This is a genomic window from Pseudomonas sp. (genome assembly GCF_040514055.1).
In the GTDB taxonomy this organism is placed as follows: Bacteria; Pseudomonadota; Gammaproteobacteria; order Pseudomonadales; family Pseudomonadaceae; genus Aquipseudomonas.
Window position 1 is genome coordinate 81,245 of the sequence record NZ_JBEVDL010000016.1, and the last position, 15,612, is coordinate 96,856.

A 15,612-nucleotide genomic window follows, 5' to 3' on the forward strand; every position below is an offset into this window, starting at 1 on the left:
GCGCGAGGCCAAAGTGGGGGAAGCCTCAAATAACCGTGCACACCCGGGACGCTTTCGCGGCAGGGGTACGCAGCGTTGCCCGGCCTCGCCTGCATCTCGGCTGGTGTATCGACTACCTGCTGGATGCGATTCACCTCTCACCAAGCGATCACTGAGTCGATAGCCGGCGAGGGTTGGTTTCGATGACGCGCATTCAGGAGCAGAGATGGCGCTTTGATGCCTTGGATTTTTCCGGCATTATCCGCGCTTTTATCCAGGGTAAGCGATCTCTTGAGCATCTCCATTTCCCACGCTGCGGAGAAAATCCGCGATGGCGTTCGTTTCGCAACTGTCGGTCTTATTGGGCGTGAACAGTTGGCCGAACTGATTATGCTCGCCGCAGTGGCTCAAGAACACCTGCTCGTCATTGGCCCACCGGGAACTGCGAAAAGCGCCGTGGTACGCCGGGTCGCCCAGTCCATGGGCGGCCGTTATTTTGAATACCTACTGGGTCGGTTTACCGAGCCCTCTGAATTGTTCGGTCCGGTGGACCTGCGCAAGCTGCGTGAGGGCAGGGTTGAAACCGACGTCAGCGGTATGCTTCCGGAAGCTGACATCGCTTTCCTCGACGAGGTGTTCCTCGGTTCCACCGCCATCCTCAATAGCTTGCTGGGGGTGCTTAACGAGCGCCGTTTCCGCCGCGGCCATACCCAGATCGAATGCCCCTTGCGAGTCTGTGTCGGGGCGGCGAACGGTCTACCGGAAGATGAAGCCTTGGCGGCCTTCGCCGACCGTTTTCTGCTTCACCTGTTCGTTGATCCGGTGCCGGATCACCAATTGGAAGCCATGCTCAGCGGCGGCTGGCACTCGGAGCAGCGGTCCATCGTCCAGCACCTTGACCTGGAACACCTGGATACCCTCAGCCAGGCGCTGAAATCCGTCGACCTGTCCCACGCCAGGCCCGCATTGGCCAATGCCATCCGCACCCTGCGCCAGGCGGGTGTGTCGTTGTCCGATCGGCGTATTGTCAAGGCGCAGCGCTTGATCGCCGCCGCCGCGCTGCTGGGGGGACGAACCGAGGCCGGCGAAGCGGACCTATGGCCGCTGCTCTACGTGTTGCCAACCCGCGAAGCCCAGCAACAGGGGCGCGAGTTGCTGCGCGAGCTGTTTGCCAAGGCCTGCAACAACAACCTGTTCAGTGTCGTTGAAGAGGCTTCCCAGCAGCCCTTGTCCCGTGTCAGCCGCTTGCTGGAGGCCGCACGCAATTGTCTGGGCGGTGACAGTGCAGAGCGCCGCCTGGAGATGGAGGCCTTGCTGCGTGAACTCGACGCCAATTTTTCCAGGGACAATATCCCGCCCGCGCTGGACGCCGTGCGCCTGCGCCTGATGGCTCAGCTGCTCTCGCCAGCATGACTTCGGCGGCGTTGATTGACTGGGGCTGGCAGCCCCGCGCGCCCGGTAGGGAACCCGCGGCCGCGGTCGCCTGGGGCGATGCCGCGCCACGCCTGCTGAACCGCTTGGCGCAGATGAGCGGCGAGGAACAGGCGCGATTGCAGGCCACGGCCAATCGCGATGTGTTGGTTGTACTGGGCGACGCCTGCCTGTTGCCCTGGGTCCAGGGGATCGACTATGCGGCACCCTGCCCGCAGGCCCCGGCGCTTTGGATGCCGACCCGTTGGCAGCCGAACGTACCGGTCGACCTGCTGGCCCGCGCGTTCAGCGAACGCTACGCGCGTCTTCCGCTGCTGCTCTGGCATCGTCCTGCCACCTGTATTCCGCTCGATCGCCAATTGCCGCTGAGCCCTGAACTGCTGACCCGTATCCATGCGCAGTGGACGGGGTGCCGCCATGCAACTGCCTGACTCGCTGCAGCCCTGGAGTGAATGGCTGGAGTGGTTCGCCCCGGAGCGGGCCTCCGCGCTGGGCGATTTGCTTGGCCGCCTCAACACCCTGCTTGGACCCATGCGCGAGCGGCAGTCCGGTGGGCAGCCGGAGCCCGAGGGGCTGGGCGACTTGCAGCGACGCGGGCCTTATGAGCGCCTGCTGAGCAGCGAATGGTTACTGGCCGACGAACTGCCCGACGAATTTCTGCGCCGCGCTGCGGGCGGCGAACATCTGTTCCTGGCCCCGCAACAGCGGGCTCGACAGGCCAACCGCCTGATCGTAGCCCTGTTCGATGCAGGTCCTCGGCAACTCGGCGCGCCGCGCCTGGTTCATCTGGCGATGCTGATTCTTCTGGCACGTCGCGCTCGGCAAGCGGGTGGTGAACTGCTCTGGGGCGTTTTGCAGCGTCCGGCCGCACCGCAATCCGTCGAGTCGGCAGTGCAGCTGAAGTGGCTGCTCAATGCCCGGACCTTCGACCTCGTCGATCCCGACCATTGCCGCGACTGGGCCCTGCGCATGGATGAGTTGGCGCAAATCCCCGATGAATGTTGGGTGATTGGCCAGCACCTGCCGGTCGAAATGGCTCAGCCCCTGGGTTGCAGTCACAGCATGGCAGTGACGCCCGGGTTGGACGGCACTCATCTGCAGGTTGAAACCCGTCAGCGCCTCGGCAGCTACCGGCTGCTTCTGCCTTTGCCGACCCCACAAGCGGCTACCGACCTGCTGAACGGGCACTTCAAGGCCGAGGGGCCCCAGCCGACCAACCAACGCGCTACCGAGCGGGTTGCCCTGACCATCGCGCCAGTGTTGTCCTGTAACGGTTCGCGCATCGCCGTGCCCTTGCTGGACAAACATGGCGCACTGGTGATCCAGTTGCCCTCCCTGTCTCGGCGAAACGCCCCACCCAAAATGCATACCACCCAGTGGAGCGGTTACCAGCAGCCCCTGGCAATTACCTTCGCCGGTCAAGTGTTGGGCGCGATGATCGGCAGTGGTGACAAGCTGTTTTTCTGGCAGCTTCGAGGGCTGGTGACCACTCCGCGCCCCCCGCGCGAAGCCCTGCTGGCTCCCGCCGGTACCGGCCGCTTGCTGCCCAGTGCCTGGTTGCAGGAAGGCAAGAGCGCTCGGTTTTATGCCCTGGACAGCGAAGGTCGGCTGGTGTGCTGGATACCTAATACCCCGCCATCTCAGGCGTTGGCGGTGGGGGCGACGCATTTGCTGGACGACCAAGTGCTTGGCTTCGCTGCCTTGCCCAATGGCCGGGACCTGATCTACCTGCGTCGCGACAACGGACAGCTGCAATTACGGATGGCCTGCCCCAGTGGCAAGAGTGGCACGACCTTGGCGCTGGGTGCGGCACCGCAAGGCAGCCGGGTGCTGTTCGGCGGTGGTTCGCTGTGGAACACGAATTTTGGCGCACTGGCGGTTAGCCAGACCGGCGCTTCGCAGCAGATTTGGCAACTGTACCTAGCGGCGCGGCAGCCCTATCACGAAGTGCATGTGCCGGAAAATTGGCGCGTCATCGGCTTGTACCGTCCCCAGGAGAGCGACCAGGCGTTTTTTGTGTTGTTGGGCGCCAATCGACAGAGCGTCAGCCTGTTCCTCGATGGCAACAACGAACTGGTTTATACGGCGCCGGCGCCGGCGGCCAAAGTCAGTGTCTGCCCCTCGTCAGGGCAGGTGGTGATACTGACCGAAACCCGCGAACTGATCGTTTATTCGCTTGAGCAACGCGGGGCACGCTTGCATCTGCACTGTACCCAAGCCGCTGGCAAGGAGGCCCAGAATGAGTGAACCCACCAGCGCGCTCATTCGCCGCCCCCTGCTCAGGGGGCGTCAGTACGTCGCCGGGCTCTGGTTCCCCGCCGAGCGTTTTAGCGCCGCCGAGCGCATTGGCTGCATGCTGGCCTACTGGGAGGCCGGCTGCCAGGCCCATCGTTTTGATGATGGCGATCTGTTGCAGTTCGCCAACGCTCGCCAACTGGATTGCGAGCGCCTGAGCGCCTGGCCGTTGCTGCGGGTGGGCAGCAACCTGTGCTCGGCCGTACTTGAGGATCATGAGCGAGGGGCGTTGGCCCCGGCGGACGTCTGGCTGGTACGCGGTGGTCAGGTCGCCGCCCGGCACCTGGCACAGGCGATCCCACTCGAGTTGCAGGCGTGGCTCCACATAGATGACTACAGCTTGCTCGATACCTACGATTGCAGCGAAGTCGTGCCAGCACCGATTCACGAGCCCGCGCCGACACTGCGTGATATTCGCGACGCGCTCGGTGATGCCGTCGCGCCGGCCAGCCCTGCACGCGATGAGATGCTGCGGGCGTTGCGGCTGCGCCGACAGGGCCTGACCCGCAAGGCACTCGCGGTAAATCAGCCCGGGAGTTCAATCGGTAAAGTCATCGCTTACCTGGCTTTTTACAGCCTGGTCATGGTGGTGACCACCTTTACCCTTATTCACCTGATCCGTACTGGGCCCGTACCTGACACCAGTCCTCTGGTGATGGCGCAGCAGGGGGGGACGAAGGTTGCCACAACGCCTGTGACCGGCGACCCCGGCGTTTCAGGGATGAAGTCCCCGGCGGTGTCGGGGCTGCTGCCGGGGTCGATGATAGCGATGGGGGCGATCGGCCTGACCCTCGTCCTCGTTATCTGCTGGTTGATTCGCCGGGGCGGGACGCCTGAAGCGGCAGGCTGGACCTCGGCGAGGCCCTCGAGGCGTCGCGCAATGGAGGCCGCCCCCGCCACCCGGCTCCAGCCGCGCGCGTCGCCTGTCACGCTACAAGCCTGGCGCAGCCGGTTGGCCTCGCTGGCTACGCTTACCCGACTGAACAAGGCACTGGGTTGGCGCCAGGCCGTCTATATGCGGCGTGTGTTGGCGATGTTCGAGAAAGGCGATATCGAAGAAGCACTGCGCCATGCCATTCCCTTGGGGGGCGACTTGGGTAGCCTTGGCCAGTCCTTCGGCACGCCCAGGCCGCGAGGTAGCCTGAGAGTGGGACAACCCCGTGGCGCAGCGGCGAGCATGGATTTCGGTGGCGATTTCGAACGGTACTTGCGTACGGTGTACCGCAGGCATTTCGAGAAGCTCGATGGCGCCGGACGTGTCGATGAAGCGGTGTTCGTTCTTGCTGAACTGCTCAACGCCCGCCAGGAAGCTCTGGACTATCTGGAAAAGCACCAGCGCTTCCAGCAAGCGGCTGCCCTGGCCCTGTTTTGGGACAGCTCGCCCGCCACCATCGTGCGCTTGCACTGTTTGGCCGATGATTGGCAGCGGGCGCTTCAGGTAGCCCGGCGCGACAATGCCTTTGCCGACGCCATACCGATGCTGCAGGACAAATGGCCGGACGTAGCAAACCGCTTGCGCCTGGAGTGGGCCGAGATGCTTGGTGCCCGCGGGGAATGGCTGGAGGCGGTGGAGGCGATCTGGAGCCTGACGCAGGAGCGCGAGCGCGCCTGTCACTGGTTGCGCCAGGCGGAAAGCGCGGGCGGCACCCTGTCCGGGCGAGCATTGGTCAAGCGCGCGCTGTTGTTGCCGGATACCTTGCAAGCCTATGCCGACTACCTGACCCGGCTGCGTGACGATCCGCAATGCTATCCTGAGCGTGCCGCACTCATTCACGGCCTTTGTACGGTGTACAAGCAGACTCAGAAGAAATCCCAGGATCAGCTCGAGGCCTTCGCGCGGTTGGCACGGGTGGTGATAGGTCCGGCTCTCGAAGACCATGCCAGCCTGCGCGCGCCGTTGGAGAATCACCAGCTGCAAAACCTGATTGCCCTGAGCCGTGATCCATTGCTGCAGGCCGATCTGCCGAAGAAATTATCCAGCAAACCGCTAATGTCCCTGGCCGACAGGCGGGAGACTGCGCAGTGGTACGCCCCTGAGGCCGGTCGCCAGGCCATCCTGGACGCCGTACCCTTGCACGACGACCGCAGCTTGTTGGCACTGGGCGAGGGGGGCGCTTTGATCGTCGGCCGTGACGGCAATAGTCTGTTCCGCTTCGCCGTACCGGCCTATCGAATCGTGATCGCCCATAGCGGCCTGACCGCCCTGGCCCTCGCTCGGCGCGACCAGGTATGGCGCGTCAGCAAACTCGACCTGGTGAGCCGCACGGTTCGTGACCTCGGCGTGCTTGTCCTGGACTTCCATGAACAGATGTTCGATGGCACCCACTGGGTGATCGCCAGTGGCAACCAGATAAGGGTTGTCGATGTCGATAAGGCCTTCGCCAGCACTTGGCATGTCAGTGATCTGCCGGGGCCGGTGCTGGGTTACAAGCGTATGAAGCAGAAGGAGCTCTGGTTGATCGGAGCTGGCAAAGACGCTCTGGAGCTGTGGACGTATGTCCTGCCTCAGCGTCGTCTCGCGTCGCGTACGCCGCTGACGCCTGGCGATCAGCCGCTGCTGTTCGGCCCCAGTGGCCAGCTGATCGAGATCGAGCTGAAGGAGGATGGTACAGGAGCCTTGAGCCTGCAGCTGGGGAGGGCTGATCACTGCGCCGGCGTACTCCCACTACCTGCGCTGGACCTCCAACAGCGATCGCAGCTCGAGGTGCGCTTCGAGCACGGTTGGGTCTTGCTTGGAGTGCCGCAAGCAGACCGTGCCATGCAGTGGCAATTTTTTTCAGGCGACCGCGTCGGCGGTGCGCCCCGTGCGTGCCTGAACTGGCCATCATGGACGAACGGGACACTGCGAATCGTCGACGAGCAGTTGGTGGCCTTTGATGCCGAGGGCCGCTTGTTCAGAGTCGACCTCGGTACATGTCGGACCTTGTCCCTGGCGCTGCTTTGAATCGCCTCGCGCGCACCCTGGGCTGGAACCGGCCCGTACGCGGGGCTGGCATCGGCACGCGGGCCCTGAGCGGGCACGCCTCATCATCAGCGTTTCATGGAAACCTGGGATCCCGCGCGATTTCTGGGGATCCTGTCACCGGGTCAATCCGCACCGGCTTGTCCAGTACTCAGGGAATCTCATGCGTCCGTACGGTTGGGTGGTAGTGGCAGGCTTGCTCTCGGGCTGTTCGACGGTGGCGGAAACCTTCAGCGATCCGCCTCGCTGCCCAGGTCGCCTGGCGTACTGCGGGACCCAGGTGGATGCCTTGCTGATTTCAGCTGCGACCGATCAGGACGCCGGAGTTTTGCGCGCGCTCTGGCCAATCGCGCTGATCGACCTGCCGTTCAGCCTGGTGGCCGACACCCTGATCCTGCCGTATACCCTGTATCGGGATGCGACCGCAGAGCAGAGGCCCTAGGGCCTGTTGTGGAGGTTATGCTCAGCTTTCGCACATGGACGGGGCCGCTTTCAGGTCGATCTCTTCCAGCGGCTCGCTACTGTCGCGCTGCAGGGGCGCGCCCGGTAGCTCGCCGAGTATTTGCCATTGCTGGTCGAGCTCCGCGCCGATCGAGCTCAGGTGATCGATCATGCGTTGACCGGCGGCTTTGGTCGCCCGATCTTCGCTGCGCATCATTTCGAAGGCCATGGCGGCCATGGCAGCAGTCAGGTGGGTCAGGCTGCGGGTACTGAGGCTAAGCAGTTGGGTCAGCTTGGTGATGTCCAGGTTTTTTGCGTCCATTCGATACTCCTTGGAGCAATGCTCGTTACAGCCAAGCCCGTGGGTTCGGGCTTCAGAGTCGCGGGAGCGGGATCGGCTCCGTTGACCGGCAGACTAAACCCAGCCTAGCTCAATGTCGGCATCGCGTAGCCAGCTTGCACGGAGCGCCGTCCGAGACGGTCTGGCCCCGGCACCTGTAGCGGCCGGGTGCCGGAACCGATTGCAGGTGCCCAAGGCGGGGTGAGCTAGAAATGCACCTTGAGCAACAGGCTGGCGGTGTTCTGGTCGGTGCCATCGAGGATCACGTCGCCGAGGAAACTGCTGTTATCGATGGCGTACTTGTCTTTCCAGTAGTCGTATTCCAGACCGACATACAGTTGCTTTTCGCCCCAGCTCAGCGCTTTGCCGAGGTCGTACTTGATCTGGGGATTGAAGTGCAGGTTGGCGTGGTAATCGCCCCGGGCATTGCTGTCGTTGTCCACCACCCAGTCCATAAAGCCGTCGATCACCAGATCGGAACGGCCGACTGGCAGGGTGTAGCTCCAGGCCGGCGTGATCTGCCAGACGTTGTCCCCAGGACGGTCGCCATCGGTTTGCCGGTGGTACAGGTTCACCTGGAAAAAGTCGAAGCCCGGAATGGCCAGGTCGAAACCGGGGCCGATCAGGTAGGACTCGACGTCACCTTCGCCGAACTCATAGGTCGTGGCCAGGAGCAGGTCCTTGATCGGTCCGAGTTCGAGCTTGCGCGCCAGCAGCTTGCCGAACGACAGGCGTGGCGACAGTTCACCGTAGAAACTGCTGTCGTCCTGGACGTCGCCGTTGAAATGGATCGAGTCGAGAAACAGGAAGGTATCGCCGTATTTCCAGCCGTTGGCATGTTCGAAGGTGACGGTCTGCTGGATGGCGGGGTCGATCTTGAAGTTCTGGCCGTAGAGGTAAGTCAGGCTGTTGTTCTGCCAGTGCAGCAGATCGCCGGCCAGGCTATGGCTGGCGGCGAACAGGCCGGTGCACAGGGTTAGGCAGGCGTGCAGGGGTGTGCAGGACATGGAAGTCTCCTGGTGGCGAGGGATTACGGACAAGGACGACCGGGCGCCGCATGCGGCGCCCGGGGTGGCGTCAGCGAGGCAGGCCGGGGGCGAGGCGTTCGTTCGGTGCGCCCGGGTGTTCGTCGTCGCTGGGGTTTTGCAGGACCTGCAGCATGCTGGCTTCCGGGTCGAAAGCCTGTTCTTCCTCGAGGTGTTCCTCGGGCAGAAACAGGTTAAGCAGGATGGCGCAGAAGGCGCCGACCGTGATGGGCGACTCGAAGATGTTATGCAGGGCTTCGGGCAGTTCGCGCAGCACCTCCGGCACGGCCGCCACGCCTAGGCCCAGGCCCAGGGAAATGGCCACGATCAACATGTTGCGCCGGTGCAATCCGGCCTCGGAAAGGATCTTGATGCCCGCCACGGCCACGGTGCCGAACATGATCAGCGTGGCACCGCCGAGCACTGGCTTGGGCATCAGCTGCAGCAGCGCGCCAATCACCGGAAACAGCCCGAGCAACACCAGCAAACCGGCAATGAAATAGGCGACATAGCGGCTGGCGACCCCGGTCAGCTGGATCACCCCGTTGTTCTGGGCAAAGGTCACCATGGGCAGGCTGTTGAACACGGCCGCCAGGGCCGAATTCAAGCCGTCGGCCAACAGCCCGGACTTGATTCTGCGCAGGTACAGCGGTCCCTTGACCGGCTGCTGGGAGATCATCGAGTTGGCCGTCAGGTCGCCGGCGGCTTCCAGGGGGGTGATCAGGAAAATCACCGCGATCGGGATAAAGGCCAGCAGGTCGAAGGAGAATCCGTACTTGAACGGTACCGGTACGCTGAAGGCCGGCACCTGCGGCATGGCGGCGAAATCCACCTTGCCCAGGTACCAGGCTACGGCGAAGCCCAGCAGCAGGCTGACGATAATCGCGCTCAGGCGCAGCAGCGGCACGTCGAAGCGGTTGAGCAGCACGATGCTGCCGAGCACCAGCGCCGCCAGGCCGAGGTTACTCAACGAACCCAGGTCAGCCGCGCCAAAACCGCCGGCCATGTCGGTGACTGCCACCTTGATCAGCGACAGGCCCATCAGGGTGATGATGGTGCCGGTGACCACCGGGGTGATCAGCTTGCGCAGCTTGCCGATGAACTGGCTGAAGATCACCTCGACGAAGGCGGCGAAAAAGCACACGCCAAAAATGGTCGAGAGAATCTCGTCGGTGCCGCCACCGCGGTTCTTGACCATAAAGCCAGCGCTGAGAATCACGCTGAGAAAGGCAAAGCTGGTGCCTTGCAGGCACAGCAGGCCGGAACCTATCGGACCGAAGCGCCGGGCCTGGATAAAGGTGCCCAGGCCCGAGACGAATAGCGCCATGCTGATCAGATAGGGTATTTCCTGCTGGAGCCCCAGGGTGCTGCCAACGATCAGCGTCGGGGTGATGATGCCGACGAAACTCGCCAGCACGTGCTGCAACGCGGCAAAGAGTGCCGCGCTGAAATGCGGGCGGTCTTCGAGACCGTAGATCAGATCGGAACCGCGAGTACCGGTTGAACGGGTGGGGAGGGTCATGGATAGCCTGCCAATTGTTTTTGTTCGGTCATGGGCTTGTTGGGGTGACGTTGCCACCTCCGCTGCTGATTCCGGCGTAGTGGGCCGTACGTCAGCGCTGTCGACTATAGCAATTGTGAACAATATAGATAACAAATATTTTATAAATTGTGTACAAAAAAAGAAGAGGTTGTTTCCCGCTGTGCGAGTCCCGTCGCGAGGGCTGTCGGGCCTGCTCCGTCGCAAGAGGGCGGGCGCAGCGACAGGCAATAAAAAGCCCGCCATCGGGCGGGCTCCACTTGGTGCCAGGAGGAGAGGCGACAGTCAGTTCACGGGTGCTCCGGCGCCGATCCAGGCGCCAATCAGGTCCCGTTCGGCCTGGGTCATCTGGGTGATATTGCCCAAGGGCATCACTTGCGAGGTCACCGCCTGTGCCTGGATCTGGGCCGCCAGCAACTGGATCTGCTGGGGCGTATCGAACATCACGCCGCCAGGGGCGGCACTGAACATGGGGCTGCTCGGTTTAGCCGCGTGACAGACGGCACAACGTTCCTGGATAACCCGATTGACTTGGTTGAAGTCCGCCGAGCCACCTGCAGCGGGTGCAGGAGCAGTTTGGGCAATCGGTGCGCCAGGGCTGGGCGCGGGGTTTGCCGGCGTGGCAGGGACGGCCGCTACTGGCGTGGCAGCCGCCGGCTGGCTCGCCATCGCCGGTGTCGGGGCCACCGAAGCGGTTGGGGCGCCGCTGGCCTTGTAACTGGGTGAGGTGATGAAAGCCAGGCAGATCATGCCCAGCGCGGCGGCCGGCAGGGTCCAGGCGAAGCTGTTGCTGTTGTGACGGGTGTTGAAATAGTGGCGGACCAGCACCGCCAGTACCGCGATCAACGCCAGGATCAGCCAGTTGTACTGGCTGCCATAGGTGCTGGGGAAGTGGTTGCTGATCATGATAAACAGCACGGGCAGGGTAAAGTAGTTGTTGTGGCGCGAACGCAGCAGGCCCTTGGCCGGCAAGGCCGGGTCCGGTGTGCGGTTTTCCTCGATGGCCTTCACCAGGGCACGTTGGGCCGGCATGATGGTGCGAAACACGTTGCCGACCATGATGGTGCCGATAATGGCGCCGACGTGGATGTAGGCGCCGCGGCCGCTGAACACTTGGCTCAGGCCGTAAGCGGCGGCAACCAGTAGGATAAACAGCACCAGGCCGAGCACGGCGGGTCGCTTGCCCAGGGGCGAATCGCAAAGGAAGTCATAGACGAACCAGCCGCCGATCAGCGTCGCGATGCCGATCGCTACCGCCGCGCCCGGGTCCAGATCGCTGCCCGGCGCGACCAGGTAGAGCGCCGGCTTGAGGTAGAACACCACGCAGAGCAGGGCGACTCCCGAGAGCCAGGTGAAGTACGCCTCCCATTTGAACCAGTGCAGGTTGTCCGGCATTTTCGGGGGGGCCAGCTTGTACTTTTCCAGGTGATAGATGCCGCCGCCGTGGATGGCCCACAGGTCGCCTGCCAGCCCGTCGCGCGGGTTGCTGCGGTTGAGGTTGTTTTCCAGCCAGACGAAATAAAACGAGGCGCCGATCCAGGCGATTCCGGTGATCATATGAACCCAGCGGATGCTCAGGTTCAGCCATTCAATCAGGTGTGCTTCCACGATATGTACCTCTTGCCCGCGGCCGCAACGGCAGCCGTCGGTCTTCTCTTATTGGTGGGGGTCGAGGAGCAGGTACTGCGCCTCGTCGAAAAAATGCTCATCGCAGTTGTGGCCGGGGCCGCTGCGATCAACCACCAGGAAGTCATCCCGCTTTTCGATCGTCAGCACCGGGTGGTGCCAGACGCCGCGATGGTAATTGACGCCCTGCCTGCCGTTGCTGCGGAAGGCGCGGACGAACTCCGGCTCGGGTGCATCGCCAAGTGGCGCGACCACGACCAGAAAGGGGTGGCCAAGCAGCGGCACGAAGGCCTGGCTGCCCAGCGGATGGCGTTCCAGCATACGCACGGTCAACGGCATCGGCAGCGCCTCGGCGCTGAAAATGCTGATGATCGCCTGATCCTCCGGCTGCGCGGTCTGGACGCAGGCCAGGCGGTGGTAACGCCGGGTGGAGCCGTTGTTGATCATGAAGAAGTCGCTGTCTTCGGTTTCGATCACATCGCCGAACGGGGCGAATGCGGCTTTGCTCAACGGCTCGATGATCAATTGGCGCATAAGGGTTCTCACTTCAATACAACGGGGCGTATCCGCCCCGTTAAGGCCGACCGCCTTGCCGTGGGTGTCGTCGGCTTTCGCCGTTATTTCGCGACCTTGCCGAACAGGCGCAGGCGACTGACGCCGCCGTCGGGGAAGACGTTCAGGCGGACATGGGTGATGGGCCCCAGCGCCTTGAGCTGTTCGACGAACTCATGTTCGGCGTGCATCGAGAGCTTCTGGCTGGGCAGCAGTTCGCGCCAGAACAGGCTCTGGGTTTCGATCTGGCTGTCGGTGCCGCCTTTGACAAAGGCGCCTTGAAGCGAGCAGCTGTCGGGGTAGTTACCCTTGAAGTGCAGGGTGTCGACCAGGACCCGCTCGATTTCCCCGGCATGCCCCAGTGCGACTATCACCCAGTCGTTGCCCGGCGTACGGCGGCGGGCGGTTTCCCAGCCGTCACCCATGTTCACGCCGCGGCCAGGGTTGAGGATGTTGCTCATGCGCCCGAAGTGTTCGTCCGAGCAGGCCAGGGCACGTCCGCCGTTCAGGGCGGCGGCGAGGTCCACCGACTCGTTGTCGGCGACGGCGGACCAGTCGCGATAGGGCACCCCATATACCCGCAGGCGGGCGACGCCACCGTCGGGGTAAATATTGAAGCGCAGATGGCTGAAGGGTTGGGTGTTGTCGATGGCATGGTAATGATGGCTGTTGCCCTGGAGCTCGACCGCACTCAGCACCTCGGTCCATTGGGTGCTGTCATCGGGATTCCCCTCGGCCAGGAAGCAGGCCTCCAGGGAGGCGGACGGCGGAAAGTTGCCGGTGAAGAAGCTGGTGTCGATGTCCACGCCCTTGATCGAACCCGCCACGCCCAGGCGGATGACCGCGCTGTCGTAACCTTCGAAACGCTTGCGCCGCGACTCCCAGCCATCCATCCATTTGCCGTTATCGTCGAACACGCCTTCTTTCCAAACCGCCGGGGTCGGTTGGAACAACCGATTGACGTCGGCGAACCAGTCGTCGGTGACCGACAGGGCTTGAGTGCCCAGGCGGGCGTCGGCCAGGTTGACGAATTTCTCGAAGGGTGCGGCGTACGCTTTCATGGGGATATCTGCCTTGAGTGAGGGCGAACGGGATTAGAGGCTTTGCAGGCGGAACAGCGCGATCTGGTTGATTTCGGCCAGGGCCCGGCTGAACTCGTCCTGTGGCGAGTGATGGATGCGCTCCTCGAATGCGGCGAGGATCTGCTGCCGATTGCTGCCCTTGACCGCCATGATGAAGGGGAAGGCGAACTTGGCTTTGTAGGCGTCGTTGAGCGCGGTGAAACGCTGGAACTCTTCGGCACTGCACTGGTTGATGCCGGCACCGGACTGCTCCGCAGTACTGGCTTCGGTCAGTTCGCCGCGCACGGCGGCCCTGCCGGCCAGGTCCGGGTGGGCCTTGATCAGCGCCAGTTGGTCTGCTTCGTCGGCTTCCAGCAGGACGGCAGCCATGCGTTGATGCAGCACCTCGACCTGGTCGCACCGCGCATCGAGGCCCAGGTCGAACACGCGTTCGGCGACCCAGGGGGAGTGTTCATAGATATCGGCAAAGGCCGTGACAAACGCCTGGCGGGACAGCTGCGAGGGGCTGAGGCTACGGAAGCGACTCATTGGGCGCGCTCCTGGGGCGTGTAGGGATGGGTGGTCTGCCAATGGCGGGCGATATCGACCCGTCGGGCGAACCAGACCTGATCGTGGCCTTGGGCGTATTGGATAAACCGCTGCAGGGCGGCCAGGCGGGCGGGGCGACCGATCAGCCGGCAGTGCAGGCCGATGGAGAGCATTTTCGGGGCGTCCAGGCCTTCCTCGTAGAGCACATCGAAGGCGTCCTTGAGGTAGTGATAAAAGTCGTCGCCGGTGTTGAAACCCTGGGCCTGGCTGAAGCGCATGTCATTGGTGTCCAGGGTGTAGGGAATCACCAGGTGGGGCTTGCCGGTCGGGTTGCGCGGTTCCCAATAGGGCAGATCGTCGTCATAAGTGTCCGAGTCGTAGAGGAAGCCACCTTCCTCCATCACCAGCCGCCGGGTATTGGGGCTGGTGCGGCCGGTGTACCAGCCCAACGGGCGTTCCCCGGTCAGCTCGGTCAGGATGCGGATGGCCTCGAGCATATGCTCACGCTCCTCGGCCGGGTCCATGTACTGATAGTCGATCCAGCGGTAGCCGTGGCTGCAGATCTCGTGGCCGGCCGCGACCATGGCCTTGATCAATTGCGGATGGCGCTGTGCGGCCATGGCCACGGCAAAGACCGTCAGCGGGATCTGGAACTTCTGAAACAGCTTGAGCACCCGCCATACGCCGGCGCGGCTGCCATATTCGTAGAGCGATTCCATGCTCATGTTGCGTGCATCCGGCAGGGGTTGCGCCGAAACCATTTCCGACAGGAAGGATTCGGACTCCGGGTCGCCATGCAGGGTGTTGCGTTCGCCCCCTTCTTCGTAGTTGAGCACGAAGGAAATTGCCAGGCGGGCCTGCCCAGGCCAGTGTGGGTGCAGCGGGGTATTGCCATAGCCGATCAGGTCGCGTGGGTAGTCAGCGCTCACTGCAGTGTTCCTTCTAGGGGGGCGGCGACGACGCGGGCATGTTAAGTGCCGGGGTCGGTCGTCGTGCAGAGTCGATTGTATACAATTAATAAGACGTTTTGTGAATCCTAAACGCAATCCGTATTCCGCGACAACTGCCAGGTTAAAAATTGTCCGATCGGTCAGATATTTTGCGTTTGACGCCTGCCACTCGCCCGGTGCGCATTGCCCAGCGCGTGCTGGCAGGACGCGTACAAAAGAATTTGCGGTGATTATTGTGTACAAAATAATGTGAAAATGTCTATTATTTTGACCTCAACTTGCTATTCTGCACCCAGCCCGGGTGTTGAATGCCGGACGGTGTATTTCTTTTCACAGACTAGAGGAGAGGCGGTGTTCGTGCTGCTGCGCACGGGCGCCCAGACGCTATGGGACGCTTAACCACGCATGTACTGGATGCCGCGCATGGCTGCCCTGGCAGCGCCGTCCAGGTCGAGTTGTATCGGGTCGAGGGTGAGCACCTGACGTTGCTCAGCCGGGTAGCGACCAACCAGGATGGTCGCTGCGATGAGCCATTGTTGCAGGGCGAGACGTATCGAAGTGGCGTCTACCAGTTGCAGTTCGCCGCCGGTGACTATTACCGGGCCCGGGGCCTGTCCCTGCCCGAGCCGGCCTTTCTCGACCTGGTGGTGCTGCGGTTCGGCATCGATGCGACCCAGGAGCACTACCATGTGCCCCTGTTGATTTCGCCCTACAGTTACTCGACCTACCGCGGCAGCTAGCGCGCTGCTGCCTGCAGCCCCCCCATTCCTTCAGCTTTCGGCCCGTGCACACTGCGGGCCTTTTTTTGCCCGTTCGTTCGTCCCATCTGGCGCGCAAGAGTTACGCCATTGCGACATCCTT

14 protein-coding genes are annotated in these 15,612 nt (G+C 62.9%); 6 read left to right on the plus strand and 8 right to left on the minus strand.

The features are described 5' to 3' along the window. The first annotated feature begins 216 nt into the window (after positions 1 to 216). From ABWY06_RS04585 to ABWY06_RS04605, 5 genes are all read left to right on the plus strand, one after another. Positions 217 to 1,392 carry an AAA family ATPase gene (locus ABWY06_RS04585; protein ID WP_353924389.1) on the plus strand — a complete coding sequence of 392 codons (1,176 nt, stop codon included), beginning with the start codon at positions 217 to 219 and terminating at the stop codon, positions 1,390 to 1,392. Further along, the gene (locus ABWY06_RS04590) at positions 1,389 to 1,841 is read left to right on the plus strand and encodes a bpX5 domain-containing protein (protein ID WP_353924390.1); all 453 of its coding nucleotides are present in this window, start codon (positions 1,389 to 1,391) and stop codon (positions 1,839 to 1,841) included. Before ABWY06_RS04585 ends, ABWY06_RS04590 begins: the two co-directional genes overlap by 4 nt. Further along, positions 1,828 to 3,657 (plus strand): hypothetical protein, encoded by a 1,830-nt coding sequence (locus ABWY06_RS04595; RefSeq protein WP_353924391.1) that lies wholly within the window; start codon positions 1,828 to 1,830, stop codon positions 3,655 to 3,657. The genes ABWY06_RS04590 and ABWY06_RS04595 overlap by 14 nt, the downstream gene beginning before the upstream one ends. Next, positions 3,650 to 6,649 carry a bpX6 domain-containing protein gene (locus tag ABWY06_RS04600; protein WP_353924392.1) on the plus strand — a complete coding sequence of 1,000 codons (3,000 nt, stop codon included), beginning with the start codon at positions 3,650 to 3,652 and terminating at the stop codon, positions 6,647 to 6,649. Before ABWY06_RS04595 ends, ABWY06_RS04600 begins: the two co-directional genes overlap by 8 nt. Before the next feature lie 181 nt (positions 6,650 to 6,830). Next, the gene (locus ABWY06_RS04605) at positions 6,831 to 7,109 is read left to right on the plus strand and encodes a YceK/YidQ family lipoprotein (protein WP_353924393.1); all 279 of its coding nucleotides are present in this window, start codon (positions 6,831 to 6,833) and stop codon (positions 7,107 to 7,109) included. Between the two features lie 21 nt (positions 7,110 to 7,130). On the opposite strand, the gene plzR is transcribed toward ABWY06_RS04605, so the two are convergent. From plzR to puuE, 8 genes are all read right to left on the minus strand, one after another. Then, entirely contained in the window at positions 7,131 to 7,430 is a 300-nt protein-coding gene (gene plzR, locus ABWY06_RS04610) for a PlzR type 4 pili assembly inhibitor (protein ID WP_353924394.1), read from the minus strand. A gap of 224 nt (positions 7,431 to 7,654) precedes the next feature. Beyond that, positions 7,655 to 8,455 (minus strand): outer membrane protein OmpK, encoded by an 801-nt coding sequence (locus ABWY06_RS04615; RefSeq protein WP_353924395.1) that lies wholly within the window; start codon positions 8,453 to 8,455, stop codon positions 7,655 to 7,657. A 70-nt stretch (positions 8,456 to 8,525) separates the two neighbouring features. Continuing rightward, positions 8,526 to 9,995 carry a nucleobase:cation symporter-2 family protein gene (locus tag ABWY06_RS04620; protein WP_353924396.1) on the minus strand — a complete coding sequence of 490 codons (1,470 nt, stop codon included), beginning with the start codon at positions 9,993 to 9,995 and terminating at the stop codon, positions 8,526 to 8,528. Between the two features lie 303 nt (positions 9,996 to 10,298). Next, positions 10,299 to 11,621 carry a urate hydroxylase PuuD gene (locus ABWY06_RS04625; protein ID WP_353924397.1) on the minus strand — a complete coding sequence of 441 codons (1,323 nt, stop codon included), beginning with the start codon at positions 11,619 to 11,621 and terminating at the stop codon, positions 10,299 to 10,301. Positions 11,622 to 11,669: 48 nt separating this feature from the next. Next, entirely contained in the window at positions 11,670 to 12,173 is a 504-nt protein-coding gene (locus tag ABWY06_RS04630; RefSeq protein ID WP_353924398.1) for an ureidoglycolate lyase, read from the minus strand. An 83-nt stretch (positions 12,174 to 12,256) separates the two neighbouring features. After that, positions 12,257 to 13,252: an allantoicase gene (gene alc, locus ABWY06_RS04635; protein WP_353924399.1), complete on the minus strand. Its 996-nt coding sequence runs from the start codon at positions 13,250 to 13,252 to the stop codon at positions 12,257 to 12,259. A 33-nt stretch (positions 13,253 to 13,285) separates the two neighbouring features. After that, entirely contained in the window at positions 13,286 to 13,801 is a 516-nt protein-coding gene (gene uraD / locus ABWY06_RS04640) for a 2-oxo-4-hydroxy-4-carboxy-5-ureidoimidazoline decarboxylase (protein WP_353924400.1), read from the minus strand. Next, positions 13,798 to 14,730 carry an allantoinase PuuE gene (gene puuE / locus ABWY06_RS04645; RefSeq protein ID WP_353924401.1) on the minus strand — a complete coding sequence of 311 codons (933 nt, stop codon included), beginning with the start codon at positions 14,728 to 14,730 and terminating at the stop codon, positions 13,798 to 13,800. The genes uraD and puuE overlap by 4 nt, the downstream gene beginning before the upstream one ends. Positions 14,731 to 15,137: 407 nt before the next feature. Here puuE and uraH point away from each other — a divergent pair, with 407 nt between their 5' ends. After that, positions 15,138 to 15,491 carry a hydroxyisourate hydrolase gene (gene uraH, locus ABWY06_RS04650; protein WP_353924402.1) on the plus strand — a complete coding sequence of 118 codons (354 nt, stop codon included), beginning with the start codon at positions 15,138 to 15,140 and terminating at the stop codon, positions 15,489 to 15,491. Positions 15,492 to 15,612 lie beyond the last annotated feature (121 nt).

Excerpts from the sequence above, each read along its gene's own strand:
- ABWY06_RS04585 (WP_353924389.1), top strand. The coding sequence starts at position 217 with ATGCCTTGGATTTTTCCGGCATTATCCGCGCTTTTATCCAGGGTAAGC.
- ABWY06_RS04590 (WP_353924390.1), top strand. The coding sequence starts at position 1,389 with ATGACTTCGGCGGCGTTGATTGACTGGGGCTGGCAGCCCCGCGCGCCC.
- ABWY06_RS04595 (WP_353924391.1), top strand. The coding sequence starts at position 1,828 with ATGCAACTGCCTGACTCGCTGCAGCCCTGGAGTGAATGGCTGGAGTGG.
- ABWY06_RS04600 (WP_353924392.1), top strand. The coding sequence starts at position 3,650 with ATGAGTGAACCCACCAGCGCGCTCATTCGCCGCCCCCTGCTCAGGGGG.
- ABWY06_RS04605 (WP_353924393.1), top strand. The coding sequence starts at position 6,831 with ATGCGTCCGTACGGTTGGGTGGTAGTGGCAGGCTTGCTCTCGGGCTGT.
- plzR (WP_353924394.1), bottom strand. The coding sequence starts at position 7,430 with ATGGACGCAAAAAACCTGGACATCACCAAGCTGACCCAACTGCTTAGC.
- ABWY06_RS04615 (WP_353924395.1), bottom strand. The coding sequence starts at position 8,455 with ATGTCCTGCACACCCCTGCACGCCTGCCTAACCCTGTGCACCGGCCTG.
- ABWY06_RS04620 (WP_353924396.1), bottom strand. The coding sequence starts at position 9,995 with ATGACCCTCCCCACCCGTTCAACCGGTACTCGCGGTTCCGATCTGATC.
- ABWY06_RS04630 (WP_353924398.1), bottom strand. The coding sequence starts at position 12,173 with ATGCGCCAATTGATCATCGAGCCGTTGAGCAAAGCCGCATTCGCCCCG.
- alc (WP_353924399.1), bottom strand. The coding sequence starts at position 13,252 with ATGAAAGCGTACGCCGCACCCTTCGAGAAATTCGTCAACCTGGCCGAC.
- uraD (WP_353924400.1), bottom strand. The coding sequence starts at position 13,801 with ATGAGTCGCTTCCGTAGCCTCAGCCCCTCGCAGCTGTCCCGCCAGGCG.
- uraH (WP_353924402.1), top strand. The coding sequence starts at position 15,138 with ATGGGACGCTTAACCACGCATGTACTGGATGCCGCGCATGGCTGCCCT.